The organism is Nostoc sp. (assembly GCF_036916985.1).
Lineage (GTDB): Bacteria > Cyanobacteriota > Cyanobacteriia > Cyanobacteriales > Nostocaceae > Nostoc.
Genome location: NZ_JBALFD010000039.1, coordinates 16,210 through 40,961, shown reverse-complemented (window position 1 = coordinate 40,961; position 24,752 = coordinate 16,210). Strand labels below are relative to the sequence as shown.

At 42.9% G+C, this 24,752-nt stretch carries 22 protein-coding genes, 1 tRNA gene and 1 CRISPR repeat array; of the genes, 9 read left to right on the top strand and 14 right to left on the bottom strand.

The genetic code is table 11. From position 1 onward, the window contains the following. Positions 1 to 21: 21 nt before the first annotated feature. From V7L07_RS14200 to V7L07_RS14190, 3 genes are all read right to left on the bottom strand, one after another. Positions 22 to 657, bottom strand: a complete 636-nt coding sequence (locus V7L07_RS14200; protein ID WP_335058777.1) for a hypothetical protein — start codon at positions 655 to 657, stop codon at positions 22 to 24. A gap of 275 nt (positions 658 to 932) precedes the next feature. Next, on the bottom strand, positions 933 to 3,266 hold the full coding sequence (gene hsdR / locus V7L07_RS14195) for an EcoAI/FtnUII family type I restriction enzme subunit R (protein ID WP_335058775.1): 2,334 nt from the start codon (positions 3,264 to 3,266) through the stop codon (positions 933 to 935). A 127-nt stretch (positions 3,267 to 3,393) separates the two neighbouring features. Beyond that, positions 3,394 to 3,846: a MerR family transcriptional regulator gene (locus V7L07_RS14190; protein WP_335058772.1), complete on the bottom strand. Its 453-nt coding sequence runs from the start codon at positions 3,844 to 3,846 to the stop codon at positions 3,394 to 3,396. 81 nt (positions 3,847 to 3,927) lie between these two features. On the opposite strand from V7L07_RS14190, the gene cas12k reads away from it, so the two are divergent. Then, positions 3,928 to 5,838 carry a type V CRISPR-associated protein Cas12k gene (cas12k, locus tag V7L07_RS14185; RefSeq protein WP_335058770.1) on the top strand — a complete coding sequence of 637 codons (1,911 nt, stop codon included), beginning with the start codon at positions 3,928 to 3,930 and terminating at the stop codon, positions 5,836 to 5,838. A 445-nt stretch (positions 5,839 to 6,283) separates the two neighbouring features. Continuing rightward, a CRISPR array of direct repeats spans positions 6,284 to 6,821; the repeat unit is 37 nt; unit sequence GTGACAACAACCCTCCAGGTACTGGGTGGGTTGAAAG. A 255-nt stretch (positions 6,822 to 7,076) separates the two neighbouring features. Here the strand turns inward: cas12k and V7L07_RS14180 are convergent. From V7L07_RS14180 to V7L07_RS14130, 11 genes are all read right to left on the bottom strand, one after another. Continuing rightward, a tRNA-Val gene (locus tag V7L07_RS14180) sits at positions 7,077 to 7,150 on the bottom strand. 322 nt (positions 7,151 to 7,472) lie between these two features. Then, on the bottom strand, positions 7,473 to 8,366 hold the full coding sequence (locus V7L07_RS14175) for a DMT family transporter (protein WP_335058769.1): 894 nt from the start codon (positions 8,364 to 8,366) through the stop codon (positions 7,473 to 7,475). Between the two features lie 303 nt (positions 8,367 to 8,669). Continuing rightward, on the bottom strand, positions 8,670 to 10,049 hold the full coding sequence (locus V7L07_RS14170) for an LLM class flavin-dependent oxidoreductase (protein WP_335058767.1): 1,380 nt from the start codon (positions 10,047 to 10,049) through the stop codon (positions 8,670 to 8,672). Between the two features lie 68 nt (positions 10,050 to 10,117). Next, a complete protein-coding gene (locus V7L07_RS14165; RefSeq protein ID WP_335058765.1) occupies positions 10,118 to 10,711 on the bottom strand; it encodes a glutathione S-transferase family protein in 594 nt (197 codons plus the stop codon). Positions 10,712 to 11,053: 342 nt separating this feature from the next. Next, on the bottom strand, positions 11,054 to 11,968 hold the full coding sequence (locus V7L07_RS14160; RefSeq protein WP_335058763.1) for a TauD/TfdA dioxygenase family protein: 915 nt from the start codon (positions 11,966 to 11,968) through the stop codon (positions 11,054 to 11,056). 185 nt (positions 11,969 to 12,153) lie between these two features. Continuing rightward, positions 12,154 to 12,954 carry an SDR family oxidoreductase gene (locus V7L07_RS14155; protein ID WP_335058761.1) on the bottom strand — a complete coding sequence of 267 codons (801 nt, stop codon included), beginning with the start codon at positions 12,952 to 12,954 and terminating at the stop codon, positions 12,154 to 12,156. Positions 12,955 to 12,983: 29 nt separating this feature from the next. Next, positions 12,984 to 13,331 (bottom strand): hypothetical protein, encoded by a 348-nt coding sequence (locus tag V7L07_RS14150; protein WP_335058759.1) that lies wholly within the window; start codon positions 13,329 to 13,331, stop codon positions 12,984 to 12,986. Positions 13,332 to 13,346: 15 nt separating this feature from the next. Beyond that, positions 13,347 to 14,294, bottom strand: a complete 948-nt coding sequence (locus tag V7L07_RS14145; RefSeq protein ID WP_335058757.1) for a zinc-binding dehydrogenase — start codon at positions 14,292 to 14,294, stop codon at positions 13,347 to 13,349. 367 nt (positions 14,295 to 14,661) lie between these two features. After that, positions 14,662 to 16,116: a DICT sensory domain-containing protein gene (locus V7L07_RS14140; RefSeq protein WP_335058755.1), complete on the bottom strand. Its 1,455-nt coding sequence runs from the start codon at positions 16,114 to 16,116 to the stop codon at positions 14,662 to 14,664. A gap of 164 nt (positions 16,117 to 16,280) precedes the next feature. Beyond that, complete coding sequence (locus tag V7L07_RS14135; protein ID WP_335058753.1) at positions 16,281 to 17,780, bottom strand: UDP-N-acetylmuramoyl-L-alanyl-D-glutamate--2,6-diaminopimelate ligase; 1,500 nt, start codon at positions 17,778 to 17,780, stop codon at positions 16,281 to 16,283. A gap of 53 nt (positions 17,781 to 17,833) precedes the next feature. After that, positions 17,834 to 18,118, bottom strand: a complete 285-nt coding sequence (locus V7L07_RS14130) for a glutaredoxin family protein (protein WP_335058751.1) — start codon at positions 18,116 to 18,118, stop codon at positions 17,834 to 17,836. Positions 18,119 to 18,361: 243 nt separating this feature from the next. Between V7L07_RS14130 and V7L07_RS14125 the strand changes: the two genes are divergently transcribed. The 8 genes from V7L07_RS14125 to V7L07_RS14090 all read left to right on the top strand — a co-directional run bounded on the left by V7L07_RS14125 (position 18,362) and on the right by V7L07_RS14090 (position 24,733). After that, on the top strand, positions 18,362 to 19,066 hold the full coding sequence (locus V7L07_RS14125; RefSeq protein WP_335058749.1) for a hypothetical protein: 705 nt from the start codon (positions 18,362 to 18,364) through the stop codon (positions 19,064 to 19,066). Between the two features lie 14 nt (positions 19,067 to 19,080). Beyond that, on the top strand, positions 19,081 to 19,452 hold the full coding sequence (locus V7L07_RS14120) for a hypothetical protein (RefSeq protein WP_335058747.1): 372 nt from the start codon (positions 19,081 to 19,083) through the stop codon (positions 19,450 to 19,452). Positions 19,453 to 19,702: 250 nt separating this feature from the next. Beyond that, positions 19,703 to 20,062, top strand: a complete 360-nt coding sequence (locus V7L07_RS14115) for a surface-adhesin E family protein (RefSeq protein WP_335058745.1) — start codon at positions 19,703 to 19,705, stop codon at positions 20,060 to 20,062. A 176-nt stretch (positions 20,063 to 20,238) separates the two neighbouring features. Continuing rightward, entirely contained in the window at positions 20,239 to 20,427 is a 189-nt protein-coding gene (locus V7L07_RS14110; protein ID WP_335058743.1) for a DUF4089 domain-containing protein, read from the top strand. Further along, positions 20,424 to 21,836, top strand: a complete 1,413-nt coding sequence (locus V7L07_RS14105) for an AtzE family amidohydrolase (protein ID WP_335058741.1) — start codon at positions 20,424 to 20,426, stop codon at positions 21,834 to 21,836. Before V7L07_RS14110 ends, V7L07_RS14105 begins: the two co-directional genes overlap by 4 nt. 278 nt (positions 21,837 to 22,114) lie before the next feature. Next, positions 22,115 to 22,741 carry a CDP-alcohol phosphatidyltransferase family protein gene (locus tag V7L07_RS14100; protein WP_334779914.1) on the top strand — a complete coding sequence of 209 codons (627 nt, stop codon included), beginning with the start codon at positions 22,115 to 22,117 and terminating at the stop codon, positions 22,739 to 22,741. A 123-nt stretch (positions 22,742 to 22,864) separates the two neighbouring features. After that, positions 22,865 to 23,962 carry a sensor histidine kinase gene (locus tag V7L07_RS14095; protein WP_335058739.1) on the top strand — a complete coding sequence of 366 codons (1,098 nt, stop codon included), beginning with the start codon at positions 22,865 to 22,867 and terminating at the stop codon, positions 23,960 to 23,962. A gap of 96 nt (positions 23,963 to 24,058) precedes the next feature. Beyond that, on the top strand, positions 24,059 to 24,733 hold the full coding sequence (locus V7L07_RS14090; RefSeq protein WP_335058737.1) for a response regulator transcription factor: 675 nt from the start codon (positions 24,059 to 24,061) through the stop codon (positions 24,731 to 24,733). Positions 24,734 to 24,752: the final 19 nt, after the last annotated feature.

The following is a 24,752-nucleotide window of genomic DNA, read 5'->3' as shown; positions in this document are numbered from 1 at the left end:
CGCAATCGCCGATTGGCAGAATTAACCTAGAAGAGAAATCATATCCTGTTTATACACTTGATAGTCATTCCAACCAAAAAGTTTTATAACTATTTTTTGTGCAAAATTTTCACCAGAGTGTAGGCTTAATGAAAATTCATTACCAAAAGAAGCTTCTAACTTTTGAAAACAATTTGTAACTGGTGGTTGAAATTTACCATCTTCATAGTGCATTGATTGATTGCGTCCCTGCCAAATTACATTTTTTAGTACTTCACTGCCTATATTTTTTCCGTCAGGGCAAGATATCAAGTTTTTTTTATGCACAATAGAGATGCCTTGTTTCGCTATTTGGAGTAAAGCACCGCAAAGAGAGGATACAGCAACAGATTTAGCATCTATTAAATTTTTAAATTCTTCTATTTGTGAAATTAGAAATTCTTCTTGCTTACTTAAATTCTCTGTTCGCTTATTATATTGCAAGTATTCATATTGGAGTTGCATCGGGCTTAGATCATCTGACATATCTGCTGCATAAAACTGCTGCTGATAGAATTTTAAATCTTTCTGCACTTGATGATATTTTTCTTTTGCTTGTTCAAGTTCTCGTTCATCGTGCATTATTAAATTAAAAATATTTGTAGTTGCATATTCTGTATCAATCAAATACTGGTGCATAACAATTTTGTATTCAGATGTTTTTAGTAACTATATTTTAATTATTAATAATGTAAAACAGCAAGACATTCATTTATTTTTAGATATTTATTTCAGTATAATTCTGAATATTGTAAATTTAATTTAAGGTTCAATACGGTTCAGTTAAGCATTTCTTTCTTCTCTCTGCGTTCTCCGCGCCTTCTCTACGAGACGCTGCGCGAAAGCGGTTCGTTCAAAAATTGACTTTGGTAACAGAGTTTTAGCCTTAACTGAACTGTATTGATTTAAGGTTATCAAGATACTCGATATAGTTCTGACTTCAGAACCGACAAAGCTTGTAAATAAGCTTGCTTACCACCAAAAATTTTAATTATCTCTAACGGAGTGCCTAAATCGCTGATGGGTTTTACTTTCAACACATCCAAACTTTCAATATCTTCAATCCCCTCATCAGCATATTTATCCAACAAAGCATTAAGAACCGTTCTAGCTTGTTCGCCATAGTTGCTAAAGTAATTACGCTTGCGGACATTGTTCGCCCTTTCTTTGCGTGTTAGTGGCGGTTGGTCAAAGACAACATGACAAATTAAATCTAAAGGGTCAAAATCCTTACCAATCTCTTTTTCTAAAGCTTCCAAAGGTACACCCAACTCTTGTAACTCTTGGATAATAGCCTGCTTCTGCTCCGTAGAGTGCCATTTCTTCAAGAAAGCATCTAATGAGGCATACTCCTGACTAACTGTTTTGCGAGTATAGTCTTTAATCGATTCCGTAATCAGCTTACCCTCCTTGCCGTAGTATTGCTCTCGAATAAAAGCAATAGACACCTCTTCGTCTGCAATTACATACCTATCCCGCGTTTGCTTGCGGCTAATTTCGCCATCATCTATAACTACCTCATCATCTCCAGCATCAGGCGGAACAATGGGATCAGCTGGCTGAGGCTGATAAATTTGTACAGGATCGCCATCAAAATCAGGGTCAGCAAATAACTCTGTCGCTTTTTTAAAGTCCATAATTGTGAAGAACATTTTGCCATAGTCTTCATCAATGCGAGTCCCGCGACCAATAATTTGCTTAAATTTGGTCATGGACAGGATGCGCTGATCCAAAACAATCAATTTGCAGGTTTTAGCATCAACACCCGTCGTCAGCAACTCAGAGGTAGTAACAATCGTGGGATATTTACTTTCTGGATCGATGAAATTATCCAATTCTGCCTTACCCTGAGTATCATCCCCAGTAATTCGCATAATATAGCGGCTATTCCCCGCCACCAAATCAGCATTCTCATTTACCAACGCCACCCGCATCCGTTCTGCGTGGTCAGTCGTCTCACAAAAAATGATAGTTTTGGCAAAGCGATCGCTTGATTTAAGATAATCAGAAATAATCCGTGCAACTAACTCAGTGCGCTTCTCTAACACCAGAGTTCTATCAAAATCTTGTTGATTATACACCTGGTCGGGAATTTGTTTACCATACTTATCCCGTTGACCTGGCTTCGGTTTCCATCCACTCAAGTCTTTATCTAAATCAATACGAATCACTTTGTAAGGAGCTAAAAAACCATCTTCAATCCCTTGTTTGAGCGAATAGGTAAAAAGTGACTCACCAAAATAAAGGCTGTTAGAAGCTTCTTCTGTTTCCCTTGGGGTAGCTGTCAAGCCAATCTGCGTAGCATTTCTAAAATATTCCAAAATTTCTCGCCATGCGGAATCCTCATTAGCACTTCCTCTATGGCACTCATCTATGATAATTAAGTCAAAAAAATCTGGCGAAAATTGGCGATAAATGTTTTTCGCCTCTTCATTTCCCGTTACTGCCTGATAGAGGCATAGATAAATTTCATAAGATTTATCTATCTGTCGCTTCTGAATTTTGGTCATTTTTGAGCCAAAGGGTTTAAAGTCATTAACTCTAGTTTGGTCAACCAAAATATTCCGATCTGCCAAAAACAGGATACGCTTTTTCGCCCCCGACTTCCACAACCGCCAGATAATCTGAAAAGCGGTAAAAGTCTTACCTGTACCCGTCGCCATCACTAACAGAATGCGATTTTCTCCTTTTACGATCGCCTCAATTGTGCGGTTAATGGCAATCTGTTGATAATAGCGTGGCTGTTTTTTATCAGGGCTAGGATAGTAGTCTTGAGCAACAATCGGTTGAATCTCCGAGTCAATTCCCTTCCAATCACAGTATTTTTGCCAAAGTTCCTGCGGTGTCGGAAACTCCTTAAGGGGGATTTCTCGCTCTCGCTGTCCTTCCGAAATCGTGCAATCGCACATCATAAAAGCGTCGCCATTGGAGCTAAAAATGAATGGTACATCAATTAGTTCACCAGTTGCGATCGCTTGCTGCATCCCCGCACTGACACTGTGATTATTATCTTTAGCTTCAATTACAGCCAGTGGTACACCGGGTTTGTGATACAGCACATAATCAGCGCGTTTCTGCTCACCTCGACTAGCAAGCTTACCCCTAACAATCACCCTACCTTTTGTCAGCGTCACTTCCTCACGAATCTGAGTGTTGATATCCCATGCCCGATTAGTTAGAGCAGGTGTAATGTACTTTGTACAAATATCACGTTCACTCAAAGATTTCTTGTCAATTGCTTCTGACATAAAAGGGTCGGCTTTCGGTTAAGAGGAATTTTAGTATAATTCTACACTCCAATTTTGCCTGATGTTAAGTGTGAAAACTAGCATTGTGCTATGTAGCAACCACAAAACCTATATATTCAAAGTCAAATTAGCTACTGAAGCTCTTGAGATTGTCCCTTAATTGTTGATGAATGCGATCGCACCAAAAAGGAATTACAGTCTGCCCTTGACAAAGAGCTTCTAGCGCTACTTGCTTGTCAAACTCTGCCAATTGCAAAGGTTGTTCAGGCGATCGCGTGGTTAATAACATTAGCCGCTTCATCTTTTCTTCGGGGACAGACTCATTAAATAACCAAGGTTCCTGTTCGCGCAGTGTTTCCAAAGCTGCATGGCAAACCTCAAAATTTAACCCAATTGACAGCAACTGCTCCATTACTGTTAACACCAACAAATCAGCTTTGGAATAGTAAACATTACGACCTTTGCCAGTACTGTTAACCGTAGGTACTATAACTCCCTTCTCCCGCCAATACTGCAACTGGCGGCGAGAGCAATGAGTAATTTCTGCTGCTTCTGTGCTTGTGTAAAACTTTCCTTCCATAAGAATCATCCTATAGAAGCATTTCCTAAAACACATTAGTTTTTTGTAGAACATAATGTGTTTTTGTGGTACTTTGTTTTTATGAGCCAAATTACTATTCAATGTCGCCTAATTGCCAGTGAATCTACCCGCCAAAAACTCTGGAAGTTAATGGCAGAATTAAACACACCCCTAATTAACGAACTACTTCAACAGCTTAGTAAACACCAAGATTTTGAGGAATGGCGAAAAAATGGCAAACTTCCGTCAACTGTTGTTAGTCAACTTTGCCAACCCCTGAAAACTGACCCTAGATTTACAGGTCAGCCCAGCCGCTTCTATCTATCAGCAATTCATGTTGTAGATTACATATACAAATCTTGGTTAGCGATTCAGAAACGTCTACAGCAACAGCTAGATGGCAAAACACGTTGGCTAGAAATGCTCAACAGCGATACTGAATTAGTAGAAATGAGCGATTGTAGCTTAGAAGTAATTCGTACCAAAGCTGCTGAAATTTTGGCAATGGCTACGCCAGAATCTGAATCTAATGCTCCTTTAACTAAAAGAAGAAAGACTAAAAAATCATCCGCTTCCGATGCCAATCGAAGCTTATCTCATAAATTATTTGACACTTACCAAGAAACTGACGATATACTCAGCCGTAGCGCCATCAGCTATTTGCTGAAAAATGGCTGCAAACTCAATGAAAAAGAAGAAGATCCAGAAAAATTTGCTAAACGCCGTCGTAAGCTAGAAATCCAAATTCAAAGGCTAACTGAAAAGCTAACAAGTCGAATTCCCAAAGGTCGAGATTTAACTAATGGTAGATGGTTGGAGACACTGCTCACTGCTACAACCACTGTTCCAGAAGACAATGCTGAAGCCAAACGCTGGCAGGATATTCTTTTAACCCGATCTAGTTCTGTCCCTTTTCCTCTAGTTTATGAAACGAACGAAGACCTAGTTTGGTCAACAAACGAAAAAGGTAGGTTATGTGTTCACTTCAATGGCTTAAGCGATTTAACTTTTGAGGTGTACTGTGATAGTCGTCAACTGCACTGGTTTAAACGCTTCTTAGAAGATCAACAAACAAAACGCCAAAGCAAAAATCAGCATTCAAGTGGTTTGTTCACCCTCAGAAATGGTCGTGTAGCTTGGCAAGAAGGTGAAGGTAAAGGCGAACCTTGGAATCTTAATCACTTGAGTCTCTATTGCTGTGTTGACAATCGCCTCTGGACTGCTGAAGGAACAGAACAGGTTCGCCAGGAAAAAACTGATGAGATTACCAAATTCATCACCAACATGAAGGATAAAAGTGACCTCAAGGAAACACAGCTTGCTTTTATTAAACGTAAAGAATCAACGCTAACTCGAATTAACAAATCCTTTGAGCGTCCTAGTAAACTCCTTTACCAAGGTCAATCACACATTTTGGTTGGAGTCAGCCTGGGACTAGAAAAACCTGCAACTGTCGCCGTAGTTGATGCGATCGCAAACAAAGTCTTAGCTTACCGCAGCATCAGGCAATTACTAGGTGAAAATTACGAACTCCTCAATCGCCAGAGACGACAACAGCGATCCTTATCTCACGATCGCCACAAGGCACAGAAAAACTTCTCTCCTAATCAATTTGGGGCATCTGAGTTAGGGCAGTATATAGACAGACTATTGGCTAAAGAAATTATTGCGATCGCACAAACCTATAAAGCTGGCAGTATAGTTTTGCCTGAGCTAGGGGATATGCGAGAGATTATCCAAAGTGAAATTCAAGCCATAGCCGAAGCAAAATGTCCAGGCTCCGTAGAAGTTCAGCAAAAATACGCCAAACAGTATCGAGTTAACGTCCATTCCTGGAGCTACGGCAGACTAATTCAAAGCATTCAAAGCAAAGCTGCTCAGGCAGGAATAATGATTGAAGGGGGAAAACAACCTATTCGCGGCAGTCCCAATGAAAAAGCAAAAGAATTAGCCTTTTCTGCTTACCATCTCCGCCTAGCTAGGCGAAGTTGACAAATATCTGAACCTTGACAATAAAATAATAAATAGCGCCGCAGTTAATGCTGCTTGCAGCCTCTGAACTGTGTTAAATGAGGGTTAGTTTGACTGTAGCAATACTGTCTTGCTTTCTGACCCTAGTAGCTGCTCACCCTGATGCTGCTGTCTTCGGACAGGATAGGTGCGCTCCCAGCAATAAGGGCGCGGATGTACTGCTGTAGTGGCTACTGAATCACCCCCGATCAAGGGGGAACCCTCCCCAATTCTTCATTTGAAGGACTAAAATCAAGGCAAAATTTCTAAGAGTTCCGCGCAAGTTCCAAATACCCTGCCCCATCTGAATTTATCGTTTTTCCATCCAGATATGATTCTTGTGACTGAGGCTCAAATAGGAAATTGGGAGACATACGCGCTGAGGAAATCTAGAAACGTTGCCCTACAATATTTTGAAACTGAGTGGGTGACAACAACCCTCCAGGTACTGGGTGGGTTGAAAGTAGAACTAATTGCTTAGACTCTGAGTAAGCCGTAGTGACAACAACCCTCCAGGTACTGGGTGGGTTGAAAGCGGAATGATAATAGCTATATGGGTGACTTCCCCACGTGACAACAACCCTCCAGGTACTGGGTGGGTTGAAAGAACAATCTTCAGGGATGAAACTTGTATGATTGCTGTGACAACAACCCTCCAGGTACTGGGTGGGTTGAAAGTTTAATAAAAGCAGCGTATCGTGAACTCTCAATCGTGACAACAACCCTCCAGGTACTGGGTGGGTTGAAAGTGTTGACCTGCTGTTGTAGGCGATCGCACTCTTGTGTGACAACAACCCTCCAGGTACTGGGTGGGTTGAAAGTTGTGCGATTAGAAAGGGCGCTTCTTGCAGCAACAGTGACAACAACCCTCCAGGTACTGGGTGGGTTGAAAGAATTGAAAAGCAATTACTGATTCTACTTGACTTATGTGACAACAACCCTCCAGGTACTGGGTGGGTTGAAAGCCAAATCTAAAACTATTACGCACGCAAAAATATTGTAATAACCCGCCAGGTACTAGGTGGGTTATCATAATTTCTATTAGGGAGGGTTGAAAGAGAGCGCTACGTTGACATTATCGCTATAGCCTCTGTAAATAAATGACATTAATCTGTCACTGGCGCTTAAACGACATCAATTTGTCCCGACGACAGTTAATTAGTCCAAACGACACTAATCTGTCACCGATGACAAATAATTAGTCACTGTACAACAAGAAATGGACGTAACTGGATTCGAACCAGTGACCTCTACGATGTCAACGTAGCGCTCTAACCAACTGAGCTATACGTCCTTAACCACACAATTACCAATAGTAGCATATACTTCTCTGACAATGCAAGATAAATTGTCAAATCAGCTGTCATATAGGCACTCTAGATTTAACTATTTCTTGGCTTTTCTGATAGATTGTAGCGTTGATCTGTTCAACGAAGAGGTAGGGCGCAGGGCGAAGGGAGCGGGGAGAAATGATCCCTGACTCCTGCCATTTAGCGGAGTGGAACATGTTCTTGCGTCCTCCACTTCTCCACCAGTGGTTCTCGAACAGGAATGGGTTGAATCCCAATTCTTTTCTATCCCCCTTGCTCCCCACTCCCTGCTCCCCTGCCTCTTTTTCAACTTCTAATTTTGAGCGATTTCACAAAGCCTTCTGCACTAAGTAAGGCGATCCCCAGTGTGACAACACCAATCCCTACACTCTGAATCACGTTTAAAGTTTCGTTAATGGTTATCCATGCCACTAGCGCCGTCAATGCTGGACTGCTAGAGCCAATTATGGAAGCGGTAGATGCGCCAACTATCCGAATCCCCACATTGTTTAAAGTGTGTCCCACAAAGCTTACCAGACCGGAAAAGATGCTACCAATCCATAGAGGTGTCCAATCAAGTTGGGCGCTTTTACCTGGCCAAAACAGTAAGCTAATACCGGCAAGCAGTAGAGTAGAGGCAAAACTGATCCAGGTAAAGGGAATTGGATGGAATTTTTCTAAACATTTTTGAGCAATGATGCAATAAAAGGCGTAAACAATCCCAGCAGCAAAACTAGCGAAAATACCGATCGCAATGGTATGACTGCTATAGGTGGCAGAAGATTGGGGAATGGTGAGAGCGCTTCCTACCAGAATAATAGCCATTACCAGCCAACGGAACAACGTGGGGCGATCGCCAAAAAACTTCCAAGATAACAGCGCTGTAAATACGGGGTAGGTGAAAAAGAGGGTCAAGGCAATGCCTGTGGGAATCAAGCCAATAGCAATGTAGAGTGAGGCAATATACACAAACATCAGCACCCCACAGCCAAGAGCTTGGATTAGAACATCCCTGCGCTTGCGGGTGAACAAGTCTTGGAGTTCTGTCCAAGCAGATGGATATAGCTTGAATGATAGAGATGCCATGAGTGGAACCACCAGCAGCATTCGCATGAACATCAGCAAGAAGGAATTCTGCAAATCCGGTTTAACGTATCCACCGAGTAAAAATAAACCTAGTACGAGATGTTCTGAAAACAAAACTCGGACTGTAACGTTGTGAAACGTTAAAACAAAGGAGGATAGAAGAACCGTCAGGATGCCCAACACGTTAACAATTCAAAATTTAAAATGACGCTCGCAGACTCGCTAACAAAATTCAAAATTAAAGACATTTCAGATGGGGATTTAGCGAGAAACGCGGTCTTGGGCTTTGCCCAAGTGGAGCGATTTCTCAAGACAAACCCCGACTGAAATGGTTGCTACATATAGATGTAGGGGTCTTAAACCCTGTAATTTACGATAAATCGCCGTCTCTACAAGGAATTTATCGATCAATTATTACTATGCCAAGGAACCGGGGCTCACAGGTTCAGGAGCAGTTTTTGTAATGAACTGGTTCACCGGACGAGGCAAACCAAGATTTTCACGTAAGGTACTACCTTCATACTCAGTACGAAATATTCCTCGGCGTTGCAGTTCGGGAATTACCAAGTCTACAAATTCCTCTAAACCTCCAGGTAGCCAGGGCGGCATGATGTTAAATCCATCAGCCCCACCATTAACAAACCAATCTTCTAACTGATCGGCAATATGTTCTGGTGTTCCGAGAATCGTTCGATGTCCCCGCGCTCCTGCAATCCACAAATACAGTTGTCGGATTGTTAAATTCTCTCTGCGGGCAAGATCGGTGATCAACTGCAAGCGGCTTTTGCCACCGTTGGTATCTGGCAGATCCGGCAGCGGCCCATCTAGGGGATATTTAGATAAATCATGGCCACCCACTAGACCAGAAAGCAGCCCTAATCCGACCAGGGGATGGATCAACTCCTGAAGTTGCTCATATTTATCCTTAGCTTCTTGCTCAGTCTTACCAATTACCGGGAATACCCCTGGCATAATCTTAAGATGGTCAGGTGAACGTCCGTATTTAGCCAATCTCCCCTTGACGCTGGCATAAAAGGCTTGAGCTTCTGCCAATGTCTGTTGTGCAGTGAAAATCGCCTCTGCTGTTTGGGCAGCTAAATCCTGTCCAGCCTCGGAAGATCCAGCTTGTACGATTACTGGATATCCTTGCGGTGGACGCGCCACATTGAGCGGGCCGCGCACCGAGAAATATTTGCCCTTGTGGTGGGGAATATGCAGCTTTTCTGCATCGAAGTAAATACCTGACTCCTTATTGTGGAGGAAAGCATCGTCTTCCCAACTGTCCCAAAGTTTGGTGACAACATCCACAAATTCCCTCGCCCGTTCATAGCGTAGCGAGTGTTCTAGGTGGTTTTCTTGGCTGAAATTCTGCGCTGCGGCTTCAGCAGCAGAGGTGACAAGATTCCATCCGGCACGACCACCACTGAGATAATCCAGTGATGCAAACTTGCGGGCGAGATGAAAAGGTTCATCATAAGTCGTTGATGATGTCGCCACCAATCCAATATTTTCTGTAACCGCAGACAGAGCCGACAATAAGGTTAAAGGTTCAAAGTGGACGCTGAATTGTCCCGAACGGCTAAATGCCTCAGTCCCTTGCCCTCGATCCCAGACGGCTAAACCATCTGCGAGGAAAAGCATATCAAATTTACCCCGTTCAGCCGTTTGTGCCAGCTGCTTGTAATGTTGGAAGTTTAGACCTCCATCAGCCGGGGTATTGGGATGTCGCCATGCCGCGACGTGATGACCACTACCGGGTAAAAATGCTCCGAGTTTAAGTTGTTTTTTCGTACTCATGTTTGTATTTGCGAGGGCGTACTTATACTTTTTTCGTTCTCTTGTTTGGAACGAGAAAATGTTAGTTATTAAGACTCTGGTCTTGTTGCTTGCATGGAGGGTAGTTTAGAGAATTCATCATACCAATTAGCAAGTTTTGGATATTTCTGCCGCCATTGCAGATCAGGAATACGGATCTCTAGTCCCAGTGCAGAGGCGAGGGTTATATGAGCAAGTTTTGGAGTTTGGTCGAGTTTATCTGATATCTTCTCGAAGTAGTCCAAAATTCTCAACGCCCGCTCACGCTCAAACTCAATCACCCCAGGAGACTGTTCGCTGTGGGGACGCCTTAACTCCCGCACCCAGACAGCAATGCCATCTATGAACCCACCAGTCATACCTTCAAGTTGCTGTAAAAAGCCATTAGAAATGTCAGCAACTAATTTTATCTCAGGATTTAAGTGATTCAGATAGACGCAAATTATACGTGTTTCACTCAAAATAAATCCGTCGTCAGTCGCTAGGGTTGGTACTTTACCCGTAGGGTTGTAATTCAATAGGTCGCTGTTTGGATCTCGTGCAATGACTTTTTGCGTTTCGATGCGATCGCACAGATTCAGTTCTAGTCTTGCCACCCGTACAATGCGTGCATAGGGTGAGTTAGGTGTATAGAAGAGTTTCATAAAAAAGTGCGATCGTCATTAGATACTGGGTTCAAATGTCTATCGTTTTAACATTTGAAAAAATCTAGTAAATAAATTAGGAAATATCTTTCAGTAATATTTACTAGTCTGTCAAGTTTAAATTGATGAGTAAGCAAGTTCATAGTAAGGACTTTAGTCCTTATTTTCTAAGCACTAAAGTCCTTACAACAAATCCTCAAAACTAGCTTGACAAAGTACGACTGGTCTGTCCCATTAATTTTGTGGGGCTGCTAGATCCTCGACTTCTTCAAGAAGTCGGGGATCTGAACACCACTAACCTCTCAAAACTTTTGGGACTAATACTTTTGACGCGAGTCTCTATTATGCAGTCACCGCCTGACGACGGTTGTACTCAGAAGCATCTCCCTTGATCGCCTCACTTTGTTTACCATCGATGCCCACTGGGAGATCGCCGACAATTGTCACGCGTTGAACGTGGCGGGGCTGGTCGCCATAATCTGCGATCGCATAATGTTGAGTAGCCCGATTATCCCAAAAAGCTACGTCACCAACTTGCCAACGCCACCGCACTGTGTTCTCAGGACGTGTGATGTATGCTTGCAACAGCCGCAGAATGTCATCGGATTCAGTTGTTGATAAGCCACGGAACTGGCGCACAAATCCGCCGATGAATAGCCCCCGCTCCCCAGATTCAGGATGGACGCGTACAACTGGGTGCAGAGTCTCGTATACAGTCGAGGTGAAGATAGCCCGATGAGCCTTGACATCTTCAGGTAGGTCGAATCCAGTTGCATAGTCGTAGGCGTTGCTGTGTACTGCCCAAAGTTGATCAGCAAGATTACGCAGATGGGCAGGCAAATCTTGGTAAGCAGTCACGGAGTTTGCCCAGATTGTATCGCCACCAGTTGGGGGAATGTCAAGCGCTCGTAAGATAGAGCCGAGAGGAGGACGATCTACGAATGTTACATCGGTATGCCAGTTATTGGCGCGGGAAGTAGTGCGGCCATAGTTCAGGTCTAAGACTTCTGGATTTTCTGGCAGCGATGGTACAGTGGGGTGGGCTGTAGTGACTTCACCAAAACGACGAGCGAAGGCTACCTGTCCATCAGCATCAAGCTGTTGCTGACCACGGAAAAAGATCACTTTGTATTTGACTAGAGTCTTGCGAATATCACTGATGATGTCATCGCTGAGGTTAGAACTCAGATTAACACCAATAATTTCAGCACCAATACGTCCTGCAACTGGTTTGATGTCAAAGTATTGAGAACCCATGTTTTTATCTCCAAGAAGTTTATGTTTTTACAAGATGTAGAGACGCGATGAATCGCGTCTTTAAGGGACTTCCAAATAAAAAAACATCCCAATTTTTTTGTGGGATGGGTGGGGACACCCATCCCAGATTTAGGGCGGGCAAGATACCCACCCCACAAGATGGATAATTTCTTTCTTGGAAGTCCCTAAACACCAGGGGTAGATCCGCCATCAACGATAATCTCTGTTCCTGTAATCGATGCAGCAAGATCGGACACCAAAAATAGCGCCAGCGCGGCAATTTCTTCTGGCTGGGCGATTCTTTTTAAAGGAATACTTTGGATATTTTGTGCCTTCACTTCCTCGACGGTGATGCCTTGCGCTTGGGCATTTTGTCGCGCTAAAGTCTCAGCACGATCGGTAGCTGTAGCACCAGGGGAGATAGCGTTAATGCGAATCTTGTACTCGGCTAGCTCTTTAGAAATGCCCTTTGTGAAGTTCAGCAAAGCAGCATTGCTTGTACCACCAGCTAGGAAGTTCGGACGAGGTGTCCGTCCTGCACCGCCGATTATATTGACAATCCGCCCATCACCGCGACTTTTTTGATGGGGAACGACGGCTCTAACTAAGCGGATATAGCCTAATAATTTTAAGTTCCAAGCATCCAAAAATAAATCATCAGTGGATTCTAGGAAAGACCCAGCACGGGCTGATCCGGCATTGTTAATCAAGATATCAATCTGATTAAACTGGGCCAATGTTGTGGAGACAACTTTCTCAATATCTTCTGCTTTCGTTAAATCGGCGCTGATGGCAATAACTTTCGCGCCTGGGGTGGGTAAAGACTGGATTTCAGCTACAGCCCGATCTAAGCGTTCTTGATTGCGGGCTGCGATCGCCACATTCACACCCTCACTATAAAGTGCTTTGGCAGTAGCTAAACCAATTCCCGCACTTCCTCCAGTAACGATCGCTGTTTTACCTGATAGTTTTAGTTCTAAGCTCATACAAACTTACCCTCGAAAATGTAATTAATTTATTTGCGAACCAATAATATTGCTGATTGAGAGCCTATATTCTGGATGTCCAAGATGGCTTGATTTTCCTCAGAAGTGCAGCCCAGAAGTATTTTGATTTCTGTATCCCGTTTTTCCAAGTCAACACTACAAATTACGGCGGTAACTTTTTTGCGAGACAAACTACCTATCCAGACATCAATATCGGCTCCATCTCCAGAGCGAGTATTTTCCAAATATCCATAGTCCAACGGATAAATAAAGGATGGATAACGTGGATGTGATGTCCCTTTTGGGCGATCTATCTTGACATTACTAATGGCTACAAGCTGATCTAGTTTGAACCAGAAGTCAGTACTATCCCTCATACCATCTGCGATCGCTCAATTGGAAATGTGCAATACAGCTTTGCCAGGAAAACGCCTATCGAGTAGTTGTTGGGCCACGTCAGCTATTTCTGTCCAAGAAGCTTCTAAATCGATGTGAGGATGTAACTCACCTGCTTCTACTAGACTTAAAAGCCGTTTTAGACCGACTGCTGCTGATTCAAATCTCAATTCATCAAACAGACGTAAACCATACAGGCTGACGCTACCAGTCCCAAAAAATTGAGCCGCGTTGAATGTGACTTCAGATCCCCCAGATACTCCATACAGCACAGTTTTTCCATCCTGTGCCAGTAAGCCAAGGGCTATCCCCAAAGTCTTGCCACCTACTGACTCTACAATTAGATGATAGGGCCCATACTCACTAGCGGGTGAGAGGTCTTCGCCAATCACCACCGATTGCGCCCCCGCTTCTCTAACTAGAGTTTCATAGCCAGCTTGACGAATATGTGCTACAACTTGCGCTCCTGACAGTTGCGCCAATTGAATAGCGAAGTAACCTACGCCTCCTGATGCGCCTGTAACCAGAACTGTCCGACCCAAAAGTGAACCACCTTTTAACAGTGCATGGTATGCAGTTAAACCCGCTACAGGCAGTGTTGCAGCTTGAGCAAAAGATACAGATGGCGGCACTTCTGCTAAGGCGTTGGTGGGAACAGATACGAGTTCTGCCCAAGCACCGGCGCGGCGCAAGCCTACTACACGCGCCCCTTGAGAAGGCCCCGATCCATCTGCGGCGGGGATTTCCACTACACCTGCCAAGTCCCAACCAGGCTGCCAACCAGCTTCAGCAGTGGTTGAACGTTTCACCTCTCCCCGATTGAGGGAAATTGCTGCTACCCGCACTAGAGCTTCATCTGGGGCTGGCTTTGGTGCAGTCACTTCGCTCAGTGCCAAACGCCCCGGCACATTGGGATCAACAATCACAGCACGTATTTTGCTCATAAGGTTGCCCTGGCTTAGAGATTAATTTCTAGTTTGTTGGTTCGCAATGTATTGTCTGTATAGTGTGTAATAGATAGATTCGCTATTGATTCTTAACTGCAAATTCCTGGAACTAGGTTAACGAAATCCATAAACTACGGTATTTCGATAAACTTGCAGTACTTTACAGAAGTAAAAAGTAACTTATCACAGGCAGCTAGAAGAATCAAGCATTTTGTGAAAAGATTTGTTTCATCAATGGTTGGGGATTGGGGACTGGGGGGAGAATAATAACTCAGCACTCATCACTCAGCACTCACAAGTTTTCGAGACGCGATAAATCGCCGTCTCTACAAGTGTTTTGTTGCTCATTCTGAACTGTATTGGGTTATAACTCATTTTCTGTAGCGATCGCTTTTGGGATATTGCCAACACTTGCCAATTGCACTGTAAAGGTAGAACCTTCATATAATTTACTTTTTACAGAAATAGATCCGCCACAGCGCAGCAGCAATTGCTGTACAATTGTCAAACCCAACCCAGCACCACCATAATCTTCTGTTGCTGCTGTACGCACACGATAAAACCGATCAAAGATTTTGGGAATTTCGTTTTCAGCAATACCGATACCTGTATCTCGGAATTCTAATTGGACATAATTGCCTTGAGTACGGGCACGCACCCATACTTCTCCTCCATGAGAAGTAAACTTGATGCTGTTGTGCAGTAAATTAATCACAATTTGCCTCAGCCCACCACTCACACACCAAACAGATGGGAGTTCAGTAGGTACGGTGTAGGCTAACATAATCCCTTTTTCTTGGGCTAGAGGTTGATAGGTGCTAACTACTCCAGGTACAATCTCTGAGAGACGCACCGACTCCAAAGTAGTCCCTTCTAAGTTGTGTTCTAACTGCACCAATTCCAACAAACCAGTAATCAGGGAATTTTGCTGATCGCACTGGGTATTTAACATCTGTAAATAACGTTGTCGCTGGGGGGGTTTGAGATTGGGGGAATTTAATAACGAAAGTGCTGTCTTCATGTGCGTTAGGGGTGTACGCAATTCCTGACACACATTTTTCAAATATTCATCTTTGAGTTGCTCTTTGTTGTGCAGTTCTTTATTTTGCTGTTGCAATTTAGTAGCGCGTACTTTAATGATTTGACGATTAATCTCATCTTGCCGCAGGAGTTGTTTTGCGAACAATTGATTCATGAGTAAAGCTTGGGGGACAGCTGGGCAAATAAAACTAGCAGGTAAAATTGGGGATGATTCTGGCGTAATTGATTGTTGGATACCATCAAATACTTGCTGAATTACTCTCCCCTCAACAGTATTTATAATCAGCAACGGCTGGTTTTTATTAGTCTTTACCTTGCCCGATGTCCGATTTTTGGTTTTTTTAAGTGGCCGATGAGCCAAAATTAAACTGCAAAACTGGGGCGATAACACCATCAGAAAGTTTTCCCGTCGCAGTTGGCTATCGGGTGGTAGATGAACGGGGACATAATTGGGGGATGAGGGAGATGAGGGGGTATTTACTCTTCCTTCTGCCTCATCTTCCCCATCTCCCCCTACTCTTTCCTGAATCTGGCAAGTATAGATGAAACTAGACGCACCTACCGAAGATTGATAACGCGCTAATTCTGATTGCCAAATTTTTTCTGGTGGTAGCTTCACCCATAAAGTAGCTGCAATTTGCTCCTCAATTAGTAAATCAATTTGCGCTCTCACTAGTGATAGCAGAGTAGCAGGACTGAGGGACAATGGTTTAGGAGGCGCTTGCACTCCCATCACCAGTTGATAAACAGACAGATCCTTAGCTAGAGAAACATTCATGAGTCAAGCACAAAAAGGATGAAGCAAGAAATAATTCTGTCTTCGATTTTCACCTTTATGTGTGCATTTTTTACAAAATCCCCACGGAAATAAATATGAACTATGGAAAATTGGGGATTGGGGATTGGGGAAGAGTTACCAATGCCCAATGCCCCATGCCCAAATTAATGTATTTTCAGTCTTTCGTGTAAAGCGTCGCGTCCGTGTTCTCGGTCGTCAAAATGGATTTTTTCAGTGCCGAGAATTTGATAATCTTCGTGACCTTTACCAGCAAGCAATACTCCATCACCGGGTTGTGCTTGTAAAATAGCAGTACGAATTGCGATCGCGCGATCGCAAATTACAGTTGGCTGCACTGTGTCAGCTATTCCCGCTAAAATATCTTGCAAAATCCTTTCTGGATCTTCAGTTCGGGGATTATCTGAGGTCACCACTGCTACATCAGCTAACTCAGCAGCAATTTTACCCATTTTTGGGCGCTTGGTGCGATCGCGATCGCCTCCACAACCAAATACACAAATTACCTTGCCAGGTATAAATGGACGTGCAGCTTTCAGTAAGTTTTCTAGGCTATCGGGTGTGTGGGCATAATCCACAATCACGCTAATATCTTGCTCAGTATTAATTTGTACCCGTTCCATCCGTCCGGGAACTCCAGGAAACTCAGGTATTACAGATGCCACTAACTGTAAATCTAGCCCTAAGTGTAAAACTGCTCCTACGGCTGCGAGGAGATTTTCTAAATTATATTGTCCGACTAGGGGCGATCGAAAAGCTACGTCACCTTTTGGTGTATGTAATGTCCCACTGACACCATTGGGCTGGTAATTTAAATCACTCATCCATAAATCAGCACTGTTGTCGTTGACGCTGTAACTCCAAACACGCTCAGAATCTAACGAAGCAAGTAACCGTTTGCCATAAGCATCATCAGCATTAATTATTGCCCGTCCCTTGAGATAATTCGGGCTAAACAACAACGCTTTGGCAGCAAAATAATCTTCCATATCGCTGTGATAGTCGAGATGGTCTTGGGTAAGATTACTAAACACCCCTACTTCAAATTCACAGCCCAATACTCTACCTTGAGCCAAGGCGTGAGAACTGACTTCCATCACCCCGAACTCACTACCAGCATTTACGGCCTCTGCTAACTGCTGTTGCAATTCCACTGCAAAGGGCGTAGTGTGGGCAGCAGTTTGCTCAAAACCTGCCCAACGAGTGTAGAGAGTTCCCATCAAAGCTGTCGCTAAATTCGCTTTGATGAGCAAAAATTCGATTAGATGAGTAGTTGTAGTTTTACCATTTGTACCAGTCACGCCCACCAGCTTGAGTTTGCGTCCTGGATAACCGTAAAAAGCACTAGCTATTTGGGCACAAGCTTGAGTTATGTTACTGGCACTGATAACTACAGCCTCATTTGTGGGAGGATTTTTTTGTGCCGCTTCAGGAGAGACGATCGCAGCAACAGCACCAGATGCGATCGCACTTTGCCAAAATTCCCCACCATCAACTCGCGTTCCTGGCATCCCAATAAACAAATCTCCCACACGACAAGCATGGGAATTCGTTTTCAAACCCCTAACTTCCACATCCTCTAAAGTCGCATGGCTAGGCAATTGCTCAACACTGTCTACTGCTCTTAGTAATTCCCGCAATTTCATCTTGTGAACCTCGCCACATTCTTAATCTTGCGCTTATTTTGCATTATTTTTTTCTAATTGGCTAAATACTTACGTAACATTTGCTCCAACTGTTGCACACTAACACGAGGAGAAGGACGCGGCAATAATTTCTCACTCCCCTCCTCTGTGTCCTCTGCGCCTCTGTGGTTTGATAAATAAAGTACCGGCACTTCATACTCATACGCAGCAAACCAATCTTCACGAGTCGTAATATCCCTAACTTCCAACTCGAAACTGAAATTTTGGATTTGTTCTAGCTTTTCTTGCAAGCCTTCACATAAATGACAGCCGGGTTTACTGTATAAAATTAATCGCATTTGTTAATTAATTACTATGAACACTATTTTACACATCACCAAAAGCGAAGAATGGACTCAAAGACATTGGTCATGACATTATCCTTAAATATAATTACTGTTGCGAGAGGGTGATTGCGCTCTTTCTACTCAAGCTTGTGCAATTACGGTATGGTTATCAAAACCGAATCCTTACGATTGGCGCTCAACTAGCATAGCTGTCACCGGGGCAAATCGATTATTTATTTAGGTAGTAAATTTAGCGTGCAAAAATCTCCAGATGAAATCAGGTCTAACTTAGTAAGATTAATTCAAGATTCTCAAGATAATTATCCAAATTTGGCATCAAGGCTAAGGGAAATGAGTAGATGGATTGCTGATAAAAAATCTGGACAACTGGTATCTAAAAAACACGTAATGCTTCTTTTGGAAGAGTTGATAGAAGATGCAACATTTTGGTTAGAACTACAATTAATACCTAAAGAGGACAAGGAGGCTGAACTGTCCTCACTGACACCAATAGAGATGTATTGGTACGAATATTTATTCCCCCTTTGGATTAATGAGAGAGATCCAAAAAAAGAAACCTGGAAAAAAGAATTAATGGCTGGTAAATTCCAAGGAAACGATACTCCTTTAGTTGAGAAGATATGCCAAGTAATAGAATTTCTTGGAGGTGATACATTTCATTCTTATATTGCGGATCTATCAATGGCAACAGATTTATTCGCTTCTGGACTAACCAATTTACCTCTTTCTGTTCAAATAACTACTATTCAAGGTACACTTTCTCAACCAAAGCAGCAAAAATGGTTAGATACTTTACAATATTGGGGAATTGATCGGGGTTTGTTTGTAAGTTACAACCCAACAGTCCATCAAATTGAGTCAAGAATTGGACAAGAAGCATTCCAGTGTAGTGACGAAATCCCGAAAAACTGTTATTCTAAAATTGATATAGACAGATAAGCAAGTTAGAAGCCATGATGTCCTATCAAGTTGAAATTCCCAAAGAACAGAAAGTTACTAGAGCAAGAGTTGCTCTAGAGAGCGCCAGAGAGTTAAGACGCTCTAAAAGGCTTATGGGAGTTGATGCCATATACCAATTTGTTAAGGACGTTGATGGAGAGTGGCTAGAAAATTGGACGGATATATCGGATGCTGAGATAAAGGCAGAAAGGGTCAAAATAAGTTCTGTCAAAATAGAACTCCTTGTTTTTGAGTTTATGCTGTATGTCGCAATGTTATACGCTTTTTGTGTTTTGGTGCTAAACCAAATGGATTCGGTAAATTTTGCAAAAGCAAAGAACAGGGACTCAATTACATCGCTATTTAGTCCAACAGACAAATTTTAAATCAAATAAATAATAAGAGACAAAAAGCTTTAAGGTATCTTAAAGCTTTTTGTTTTATACAGGTTTTTCTAAAATATTTAAGCTAAAAGGTGGAAGAAAATACAACAACATTTAGGTTCAGTAATTCAAGGACAGTTACTTTTACTATGAGTGAGTTACGGTTGCCATACAAGAACTTCATATAATATCCCTAAAGTTCCTGATGACTAAAGGCTAACGCCTAAGAGATGATGAATTTCTTTGGTGTGTTATGAAAAGTTTGATATTAGGTTTAATGATTGCTATGTCTGCGGCGTTGCCGGCAGCAGCAGAGTGGCAACATATCGGTGACAATGAAAGCGAAACGTCATTTTACATTGATGATGAATCAATAAGGGAAATAAATGGAGGATATCAATATTCAGAAATGTTGATTAGTGAAAGTCAGAATAAATATTTAGTTGTTCAAGAACAGATGTTATGCAGCGAAAGAGCAACTAGAATAACTGGATATGAGTCTTACACTCGCAACGGAAAACTAATTCAATCTCGTCAAATTCCTAATGATAAGTTTGGAAAGATTGTAATTGATACTGTGAAAGCTACTTTATGGGAAAAGCTTTGTAATTAGAAAAGGACAGAGGCTAATCAGCTAGTCCCTAAACCAGGGTAACATTTCCTGAACTAAGCTATTCTGATTTTTACTGGATTTTTAAATAGCAATAATTGAAAATTATACTATCATTCACCTGCTTATTCAAGTGCATCAGAGAATATACTGAATGCAGAGGGGACGGAGGAGGAGAGATGAGAACAGAAGAGTTTAATGTAGGTGAGTATGTTGATCAAATGGCGTTGTTGTTGGATTTAGAGATAAGGGATGAGTATCGTGATGGTGTGGTGGCAAATTTTGAGAGAATTAGGGCGATCGCTAATCTTGTAAATTCTTTCCCTATACCAGAGGATATTGAAGTTGCACCAGTTTTTGAACCATGAATGATGCTGTATCAATAGCTGCTGCTGTGCGTGAAGGCAAAGTTAGTGCGGTGGAAGTTACTCAGGCGGCGTTAGCACGAATCGCCGCGCGGGATCATCAACTCAACTGTTTTACGGCTGTGACTGCTGACACAGCTTTAACAGATGCAGCACGTATTGATAGAGAAATTGCCCAAGGTAATCATCCTGGAATCCTTGCTGGTGTGCCTTTTGCAGTGAAAAATCTCTTTGATATTGCTGGGTTAACGACTCTGGCGGGATCGAAAATCAATGCAGAAAATCCAGTAGCAAGCCTTGACGCAACCGCAGTAGCCAAGCTGAAACAAGCGGGTGCAATACTAATTGGCGCTTTGAATATGGATGAGTACGCCTATGGGTTTGTCACGGAAAACTCTTATTACGGTGCTACTCACAACCCCCATGATTTACAGCGAGTTGCTGGTGGTTCATCGGGTGGTTCGGCGGCGGCGGTTGCGGCTGGGTTAGTACCATTGACATTGGGTTCTGATACTAATGGTTCAATTCGGGTTCCGGCGGCGTTGTGTGGCGTTTTTGGTTTCAAGCCGACTTATGGAAGGTTATCTCGTGCTGGGGTAGCTTTATTTTCTAGCAGTTTTGACCACATTGGCCCTTTTGCGCGTTCGGTGCAAGATATTGCTACGGTGTTTGATGTGCTTCAGGGAGAAGACGATCGCGATCCAGTTTGTACAAAGCGTCCGCCTGAATTGGTTCTACCACGACTTAAACCAGATATTTCTAATATCAGAATTGCCATTGCAGCTGATTACTTTGTTAAAGGTGCAGAAACCGAAGCTTTAGCAGCAGTGCAAAAAGTAGCTGATGCTTTAAATGTCACTGAATACGTAACTATACCAGAAACGCACCGCGCCCGTGCAGCAGCCTTTGTGATTACAGCCAGCGAGGGTGCAAATCTGCATTTGCATCAGTTGCAATGTCGTCCTGAAGATTTTGATCCAGCAACACGCGATCGCTTTTTGGCTGGGGCGTTAATTCCAAGTAGCTGGTATATCCAAGCACAACGATTTAGACAATGGTATCGCGATCGCGTGCGGGAAGTTTTTCAAAATGTCGATGTCATTCTTGCCCCAACTACACCAATTGCAGCACCGCTAATGGGTCAACAAACCATGATTTTGGATGGCGAAGAAATTCTTGTCCGTCCTCATTTAGGGTTATTTACTCAACCATTATCTTTCATTGGTTTACCTGTTTTATCAGTACCAATTAAGCGCCAAAATGCCTTACCTTTAGGTGTGCAATTGATTGCAGCACCATATAATGAAGCATTAATTTTACGGGTTGCAGCTGCGTTAGAGGCGAAGAGTGTAGTTTCAGCACCAGTCACGTCGCTTTGCTCCGAATTAAAAATTAATGATCTCTATAAATAAATTTAGTTGCTCTGTATCTAATGGCACTAATTTAAGACACAGCCCTTAGACTGACTGGTTCCCAGCCTGGAGGCTGGGAACCGATTTTGGCAGGCTCCGCCTCCAGTGGCTTGACCAGAGGCAGAGCCTCTGAGAATACATTCCCAGTCTTCAGACTGGGAACGAGATGACACAAGCCTTCATTTTCGGTCAGTAATTTTCAAGCGCTCCTACGGTGTGTTTCATCCAAATGAGAACCGCTATGATATTTCAAGGCCAAATCAAATCTAAGTTTATCTATGACCACAAAGCCTTGGGATGCTCAACTTGCTTACAGGCTAGTTAAACCTTTAAAAGATAGTTGGGTAAACCCTAATCATCTCACCACAGTCAGACTTGTAACTGGGTTAGCAGCTGCCATCGCGATGTCTACAACCGGCTACACCTACGCAGTTAGCAATGTCATCTGGGCTAACATTGGAGCAGCACTGTTTGCTTTATCCAACTTTCTAGATCATACAGACGGTGAATTAGCCCGTTTGAGTGGAAAAAGCAGCAAATGGGGACATCAGTATGACCTTGCTAGTGATGCCATCATCCATATTCTTTTGTTTGTGTGTATTGGATATGGTCTTAGGGAAGGAAGATTTGGTTGGTGGGCATTGCTGATGGGGATAGTCTCTGGCGTGTCTGTTGCCTGCATCTTCCATTTGCGAAACCAAATAGAACAGCGTTCAGGTAAAGAGGCTAACCGTCAACCAAATTTCGCCGGGTTTGATATTGAAGACGTGCTATATTTGTTTCCCATCGTTACCTTACTAAATGGACTAGAGCCGTTATTAATAGCAGCGACAATTGGCGCACCAACTTTTGCAGTATGGGTAATTTGGCAATTTCTGACACTCCCGCAGCCTGAATCAAACTAGTAACTTCATTTTGACGGTTAGAGAGACGCGATAAATCGCCGTCTCTACAAACAATTTATCCATCAATTATTTATTGACAGACTACTATTACCGCAAGCGGACTTAAAAATTAAAAATTAATAAATGTTAAGTCGATTATTGATTATAAAAGAAGCTATCAATGAACGTGGGGAGACTTATGGGCTAATAGCGATCGCCTTTGCGATTGTCATAGTGCTGGAATATTTGACACCCCCTGAGTATGTATTTGGCTATCTCTACACAGGGACAATTTTGTTAGCAGATTCCCGATTGAATCGGAAAGCAGTTTTGGGGATCACTCTTGCCGCTACAGGATTAACATTATTGAATTTGTTTGTCCCAGGAGGAGAAATAATTGCTCTGCCAACGTTGGCAAATCGGTTGATTGCAGTATTGGCATTGGTAGTAACAGGTTGGTTAAGCGATCGCAACCACCGTCATGAAGAAGCGATCGCTTATACTCAAGCACAATTACGCTCTCAAGAACAACTAGCGATTATGCGTGAAGATTTCGTTTCTACCCTAACGCATGATTTGAAAACACCCCTATTAGGAGCAATTGAAACGCTGAAATATTTTCAAAATGAGCAATTTGGTGAAATCACACCTATGCAAGCAAAAGTCTTGCAAACAATGGCTCGTAGTCATCGGAGTACACTACAATTAGTCCAAACTCTTTTAGATGTCTACCGCAATGATGCCGAAGGGCTGAAACTCCAGATATCACCTGTTAACTTGGTGACAATAGCAGAGGAGATCATTGCTACCCTGAGCGAACTAGCGAGAACACGTCAGGTTTATATTTCTCTGCACTATGGTGAATCAGATTTTCGGAGCTTTCTCTGGGTAAATGGCGATTCTTTGCAACTTGGGCGAGTCTTCACCAATCTTCTGAGTAATGGTATTAACCATACCCCTCGTGGCGGTAAAGTAGAAGTAGTATTTGAAGGTTATTCTAGCGATCAAGTGGTAAAAATACTCGATACTGGTTCCGGCATTACCGAAAAAGAATTACCCCACTTATTTGAGAGATTTTATCAAGGAAATAGCGATCGCCACGTCTCCGGTTCTGGACTAGGACTTTATTTGACCAGGCAAATTATTACTGCTCATGGGGGTACAATTTGGGCAGAGAATCGCTCACCACGCGGCGCACTCTTTGGTTTCCGACTCCCTGCTTGTCCACCACCGGGGAGTTGAGGGGAGAAATCAATTCAAAATTCAAAATTCAAAATTCAAAATTAAAGAACTTCTGCCTTCTGCCTCCTGCCTTCTGCCTCTTGTGCCCAATTACTAATGACAAAAATCTTACTCGTTGAAGATGATGAATTATTTCGGCTTGGTTTGCGGATGCGGTTGCAACAAGAAACCAGTTTGGAGATTGTCGCAGAAGCAGAAGATGGGGAACAAGCTGTAGAATTAGCAAATCGCTATCCTCTGGATTTGGTCTTGCTGGATATAGGTTTACCAGGAATTGGCGGGATTGAGGCTTGTCGCCAAATCAAGCAGAAGCACCCAAGTTTACCAATTCTCGTTTTAACATCTCGTTCTGAAAAGCCCCTGATTTCGCGGTTAATTGCCGCTGGGGCCCAAGGTTATTGTCTAAAAGGTATTCCTGCTGAGTCTCTGATATTGGCGGTGCGATCGGTTGCGGCGGGCGCTTCTTGGTGGGATCAAACGGCAACCACAGAAATTAGAGCCGCTTTTGAGGGCAATTCGATGGCGATACAGTCCGCAAAAACTGAGGAATCCTTAGAAAATCCCTTAACAAAGCGCGAACAAGAAATTTTGGCATTAGTAGCAGCTGGCAAAAGCAATCAAGAAATTGCTGAAATTCTCTACATTGCCCCTGGTACAGTACGGGTTCACGTTCATGCTATTTTACAGAAACTAGAAGTACGCGATCGCACTCAAGCCGCAGTTTTAGCTATCCAAAAAGGATTAGTCGCACCAGAATTGTTGATTAATTAGATTTTATCGGGGAAAGTCC

Bases quoted from the DNA above. Each gene is read 5' to 3' on its own strand.
- V7L07_RS14200 (WP_335058777.1), bottom strand. From the start codon at position 657: ATGCACCAGTATTTGATTGATACAGAATATGCAACTACAAATATTTTT.
- hsdR (WP_335058775.1), bottom strand. From the start codon at position 3,266: ATGTCAGAAGCAATTGACAAGAAATCTTTGAGTGAACGTGATATTTGT.
- V7L07_RS14190 (WP_335058772.1), bottom strand. From the start codon at position 3,846: ATGGAAGGAAAGTTTTACACAAGCACAGAAGCAGCAGAAATTACTCAT.
- cas12k (WP_335058770.1), top strand. From the start codon at position 3,928: ATGAGCCAAATTACTATTCAATGTCGCCTAATTGCCAGTGAATCTACC.
- V7L07_RS14170 (WP_335058767.1), bottom strand. From the start codon at position 10,049: ATGAGTACGAAAAAACAACTTAAACTCGGAGCATTTTTACCCGGTAGT.
- V7L07_RS14165 (WP_335058765.1), bottom strand. From the start codon at position 10,711: ATGAAACTCTTCTATACACCTAACTCACCCTATGCACGCATTGTACGG.
- V7L07_RS14160 (WP_335058763.1), bottom strand. From the start codon at position 11,968: ATGGGTTCTCAATACTTTGACATCAAACCAGTTGCAGGACGTATTGGT.
- V7L07_RS14155 (WP_335058761.1), bottom strand. From the start codon at position 12,954: ATGAGCTTAGAACTAAAACTATCAGGTAAAACAGCGATCGTTACTGGA.
- V7L07_RS14150 (WP_335058759.1), bottom strand. From the start codon at position 13,331: ATGAGGGATAGTACTGACTTCTGGTTCAAACTAGATCAGCTTGTAGCC.
- V7L07_RS14145 (WP_335058757.1), bottom strand. From the start codon at position 14,294: ATGAGCAAAATACGTGCTGTGATTGTTGATCCCAATGTGCCGGGGCGT.
- V7L07_RS14140 (WP_335058755.1), bottom strand. From the start codon at position 16,116: ATGAATGTTTCTCTAGCTAAGGATCTGTCTGTTTATCAACTGGTGATG.
- V7L07_RS14135 (WP_335058753.1), bottom strand. From the start codon at position 17,780: ATGAAATTGCGGGAATTACTAAGAGCAGTAGACAGTGTTGAGCAATTG.
- V7L07_RS14130 (WP_335058751.1), bottom strand. From the start codon at position 18,118: ATGCGATTAATTTTATACAGTAAACCCGGCTGTCATTTATGTGAAGGC.
- V7L07_RS14120 (WP_335058747.1), top strand. From the start codon at position 19,081: ATGATGTCCTATCAAGTTGAAATTCCCAAAGAACAGAAAGTTACTAGA.
- V7L07_RS14115 (WP_335058745.1), top strand. From the start codon at position 19,703: ATGAAAAGTTTGATATTAGGTTTAATGATTGCTATGTCTGCGGCGTTG.
- V7L07_RS14110 (WP_335058743.1), top strand. From the start codon at position 20,239: ATGAGAACAGAAGAGTTTAATGTAGGTGAGTATGTTGATCAAATGGCG.
- V7L07_RS14105 (WP_335058741.1), top strand. From the start codon at position 20,424: ATGAATGATGCTGTATCAATAGCTGCTGCTGTGCGTGAAGGCAAAGTT.
- V7L07_RS14100 (WP_334779914.1), top strand. From the start codon at position 22,115: ATGACCACAAAGCCTTGGGATGCTCAACTTGCTTACAGGCTAGTTAAA.
- V7L07_RS14095 (WP_335058739.1), top strand. From the start codon at position 22,865: ATGTTAAGTCGATTATTGATTATAAAAGAAGCTATCAATGAACGTGGG.
- V7L07_RS14090 (WP_335058737.1), top strand. From the start codon at position 24,059: ATGACAAAAATCTTACTCGTTGAAGATGATGAATTATTTCGGCTTGGT.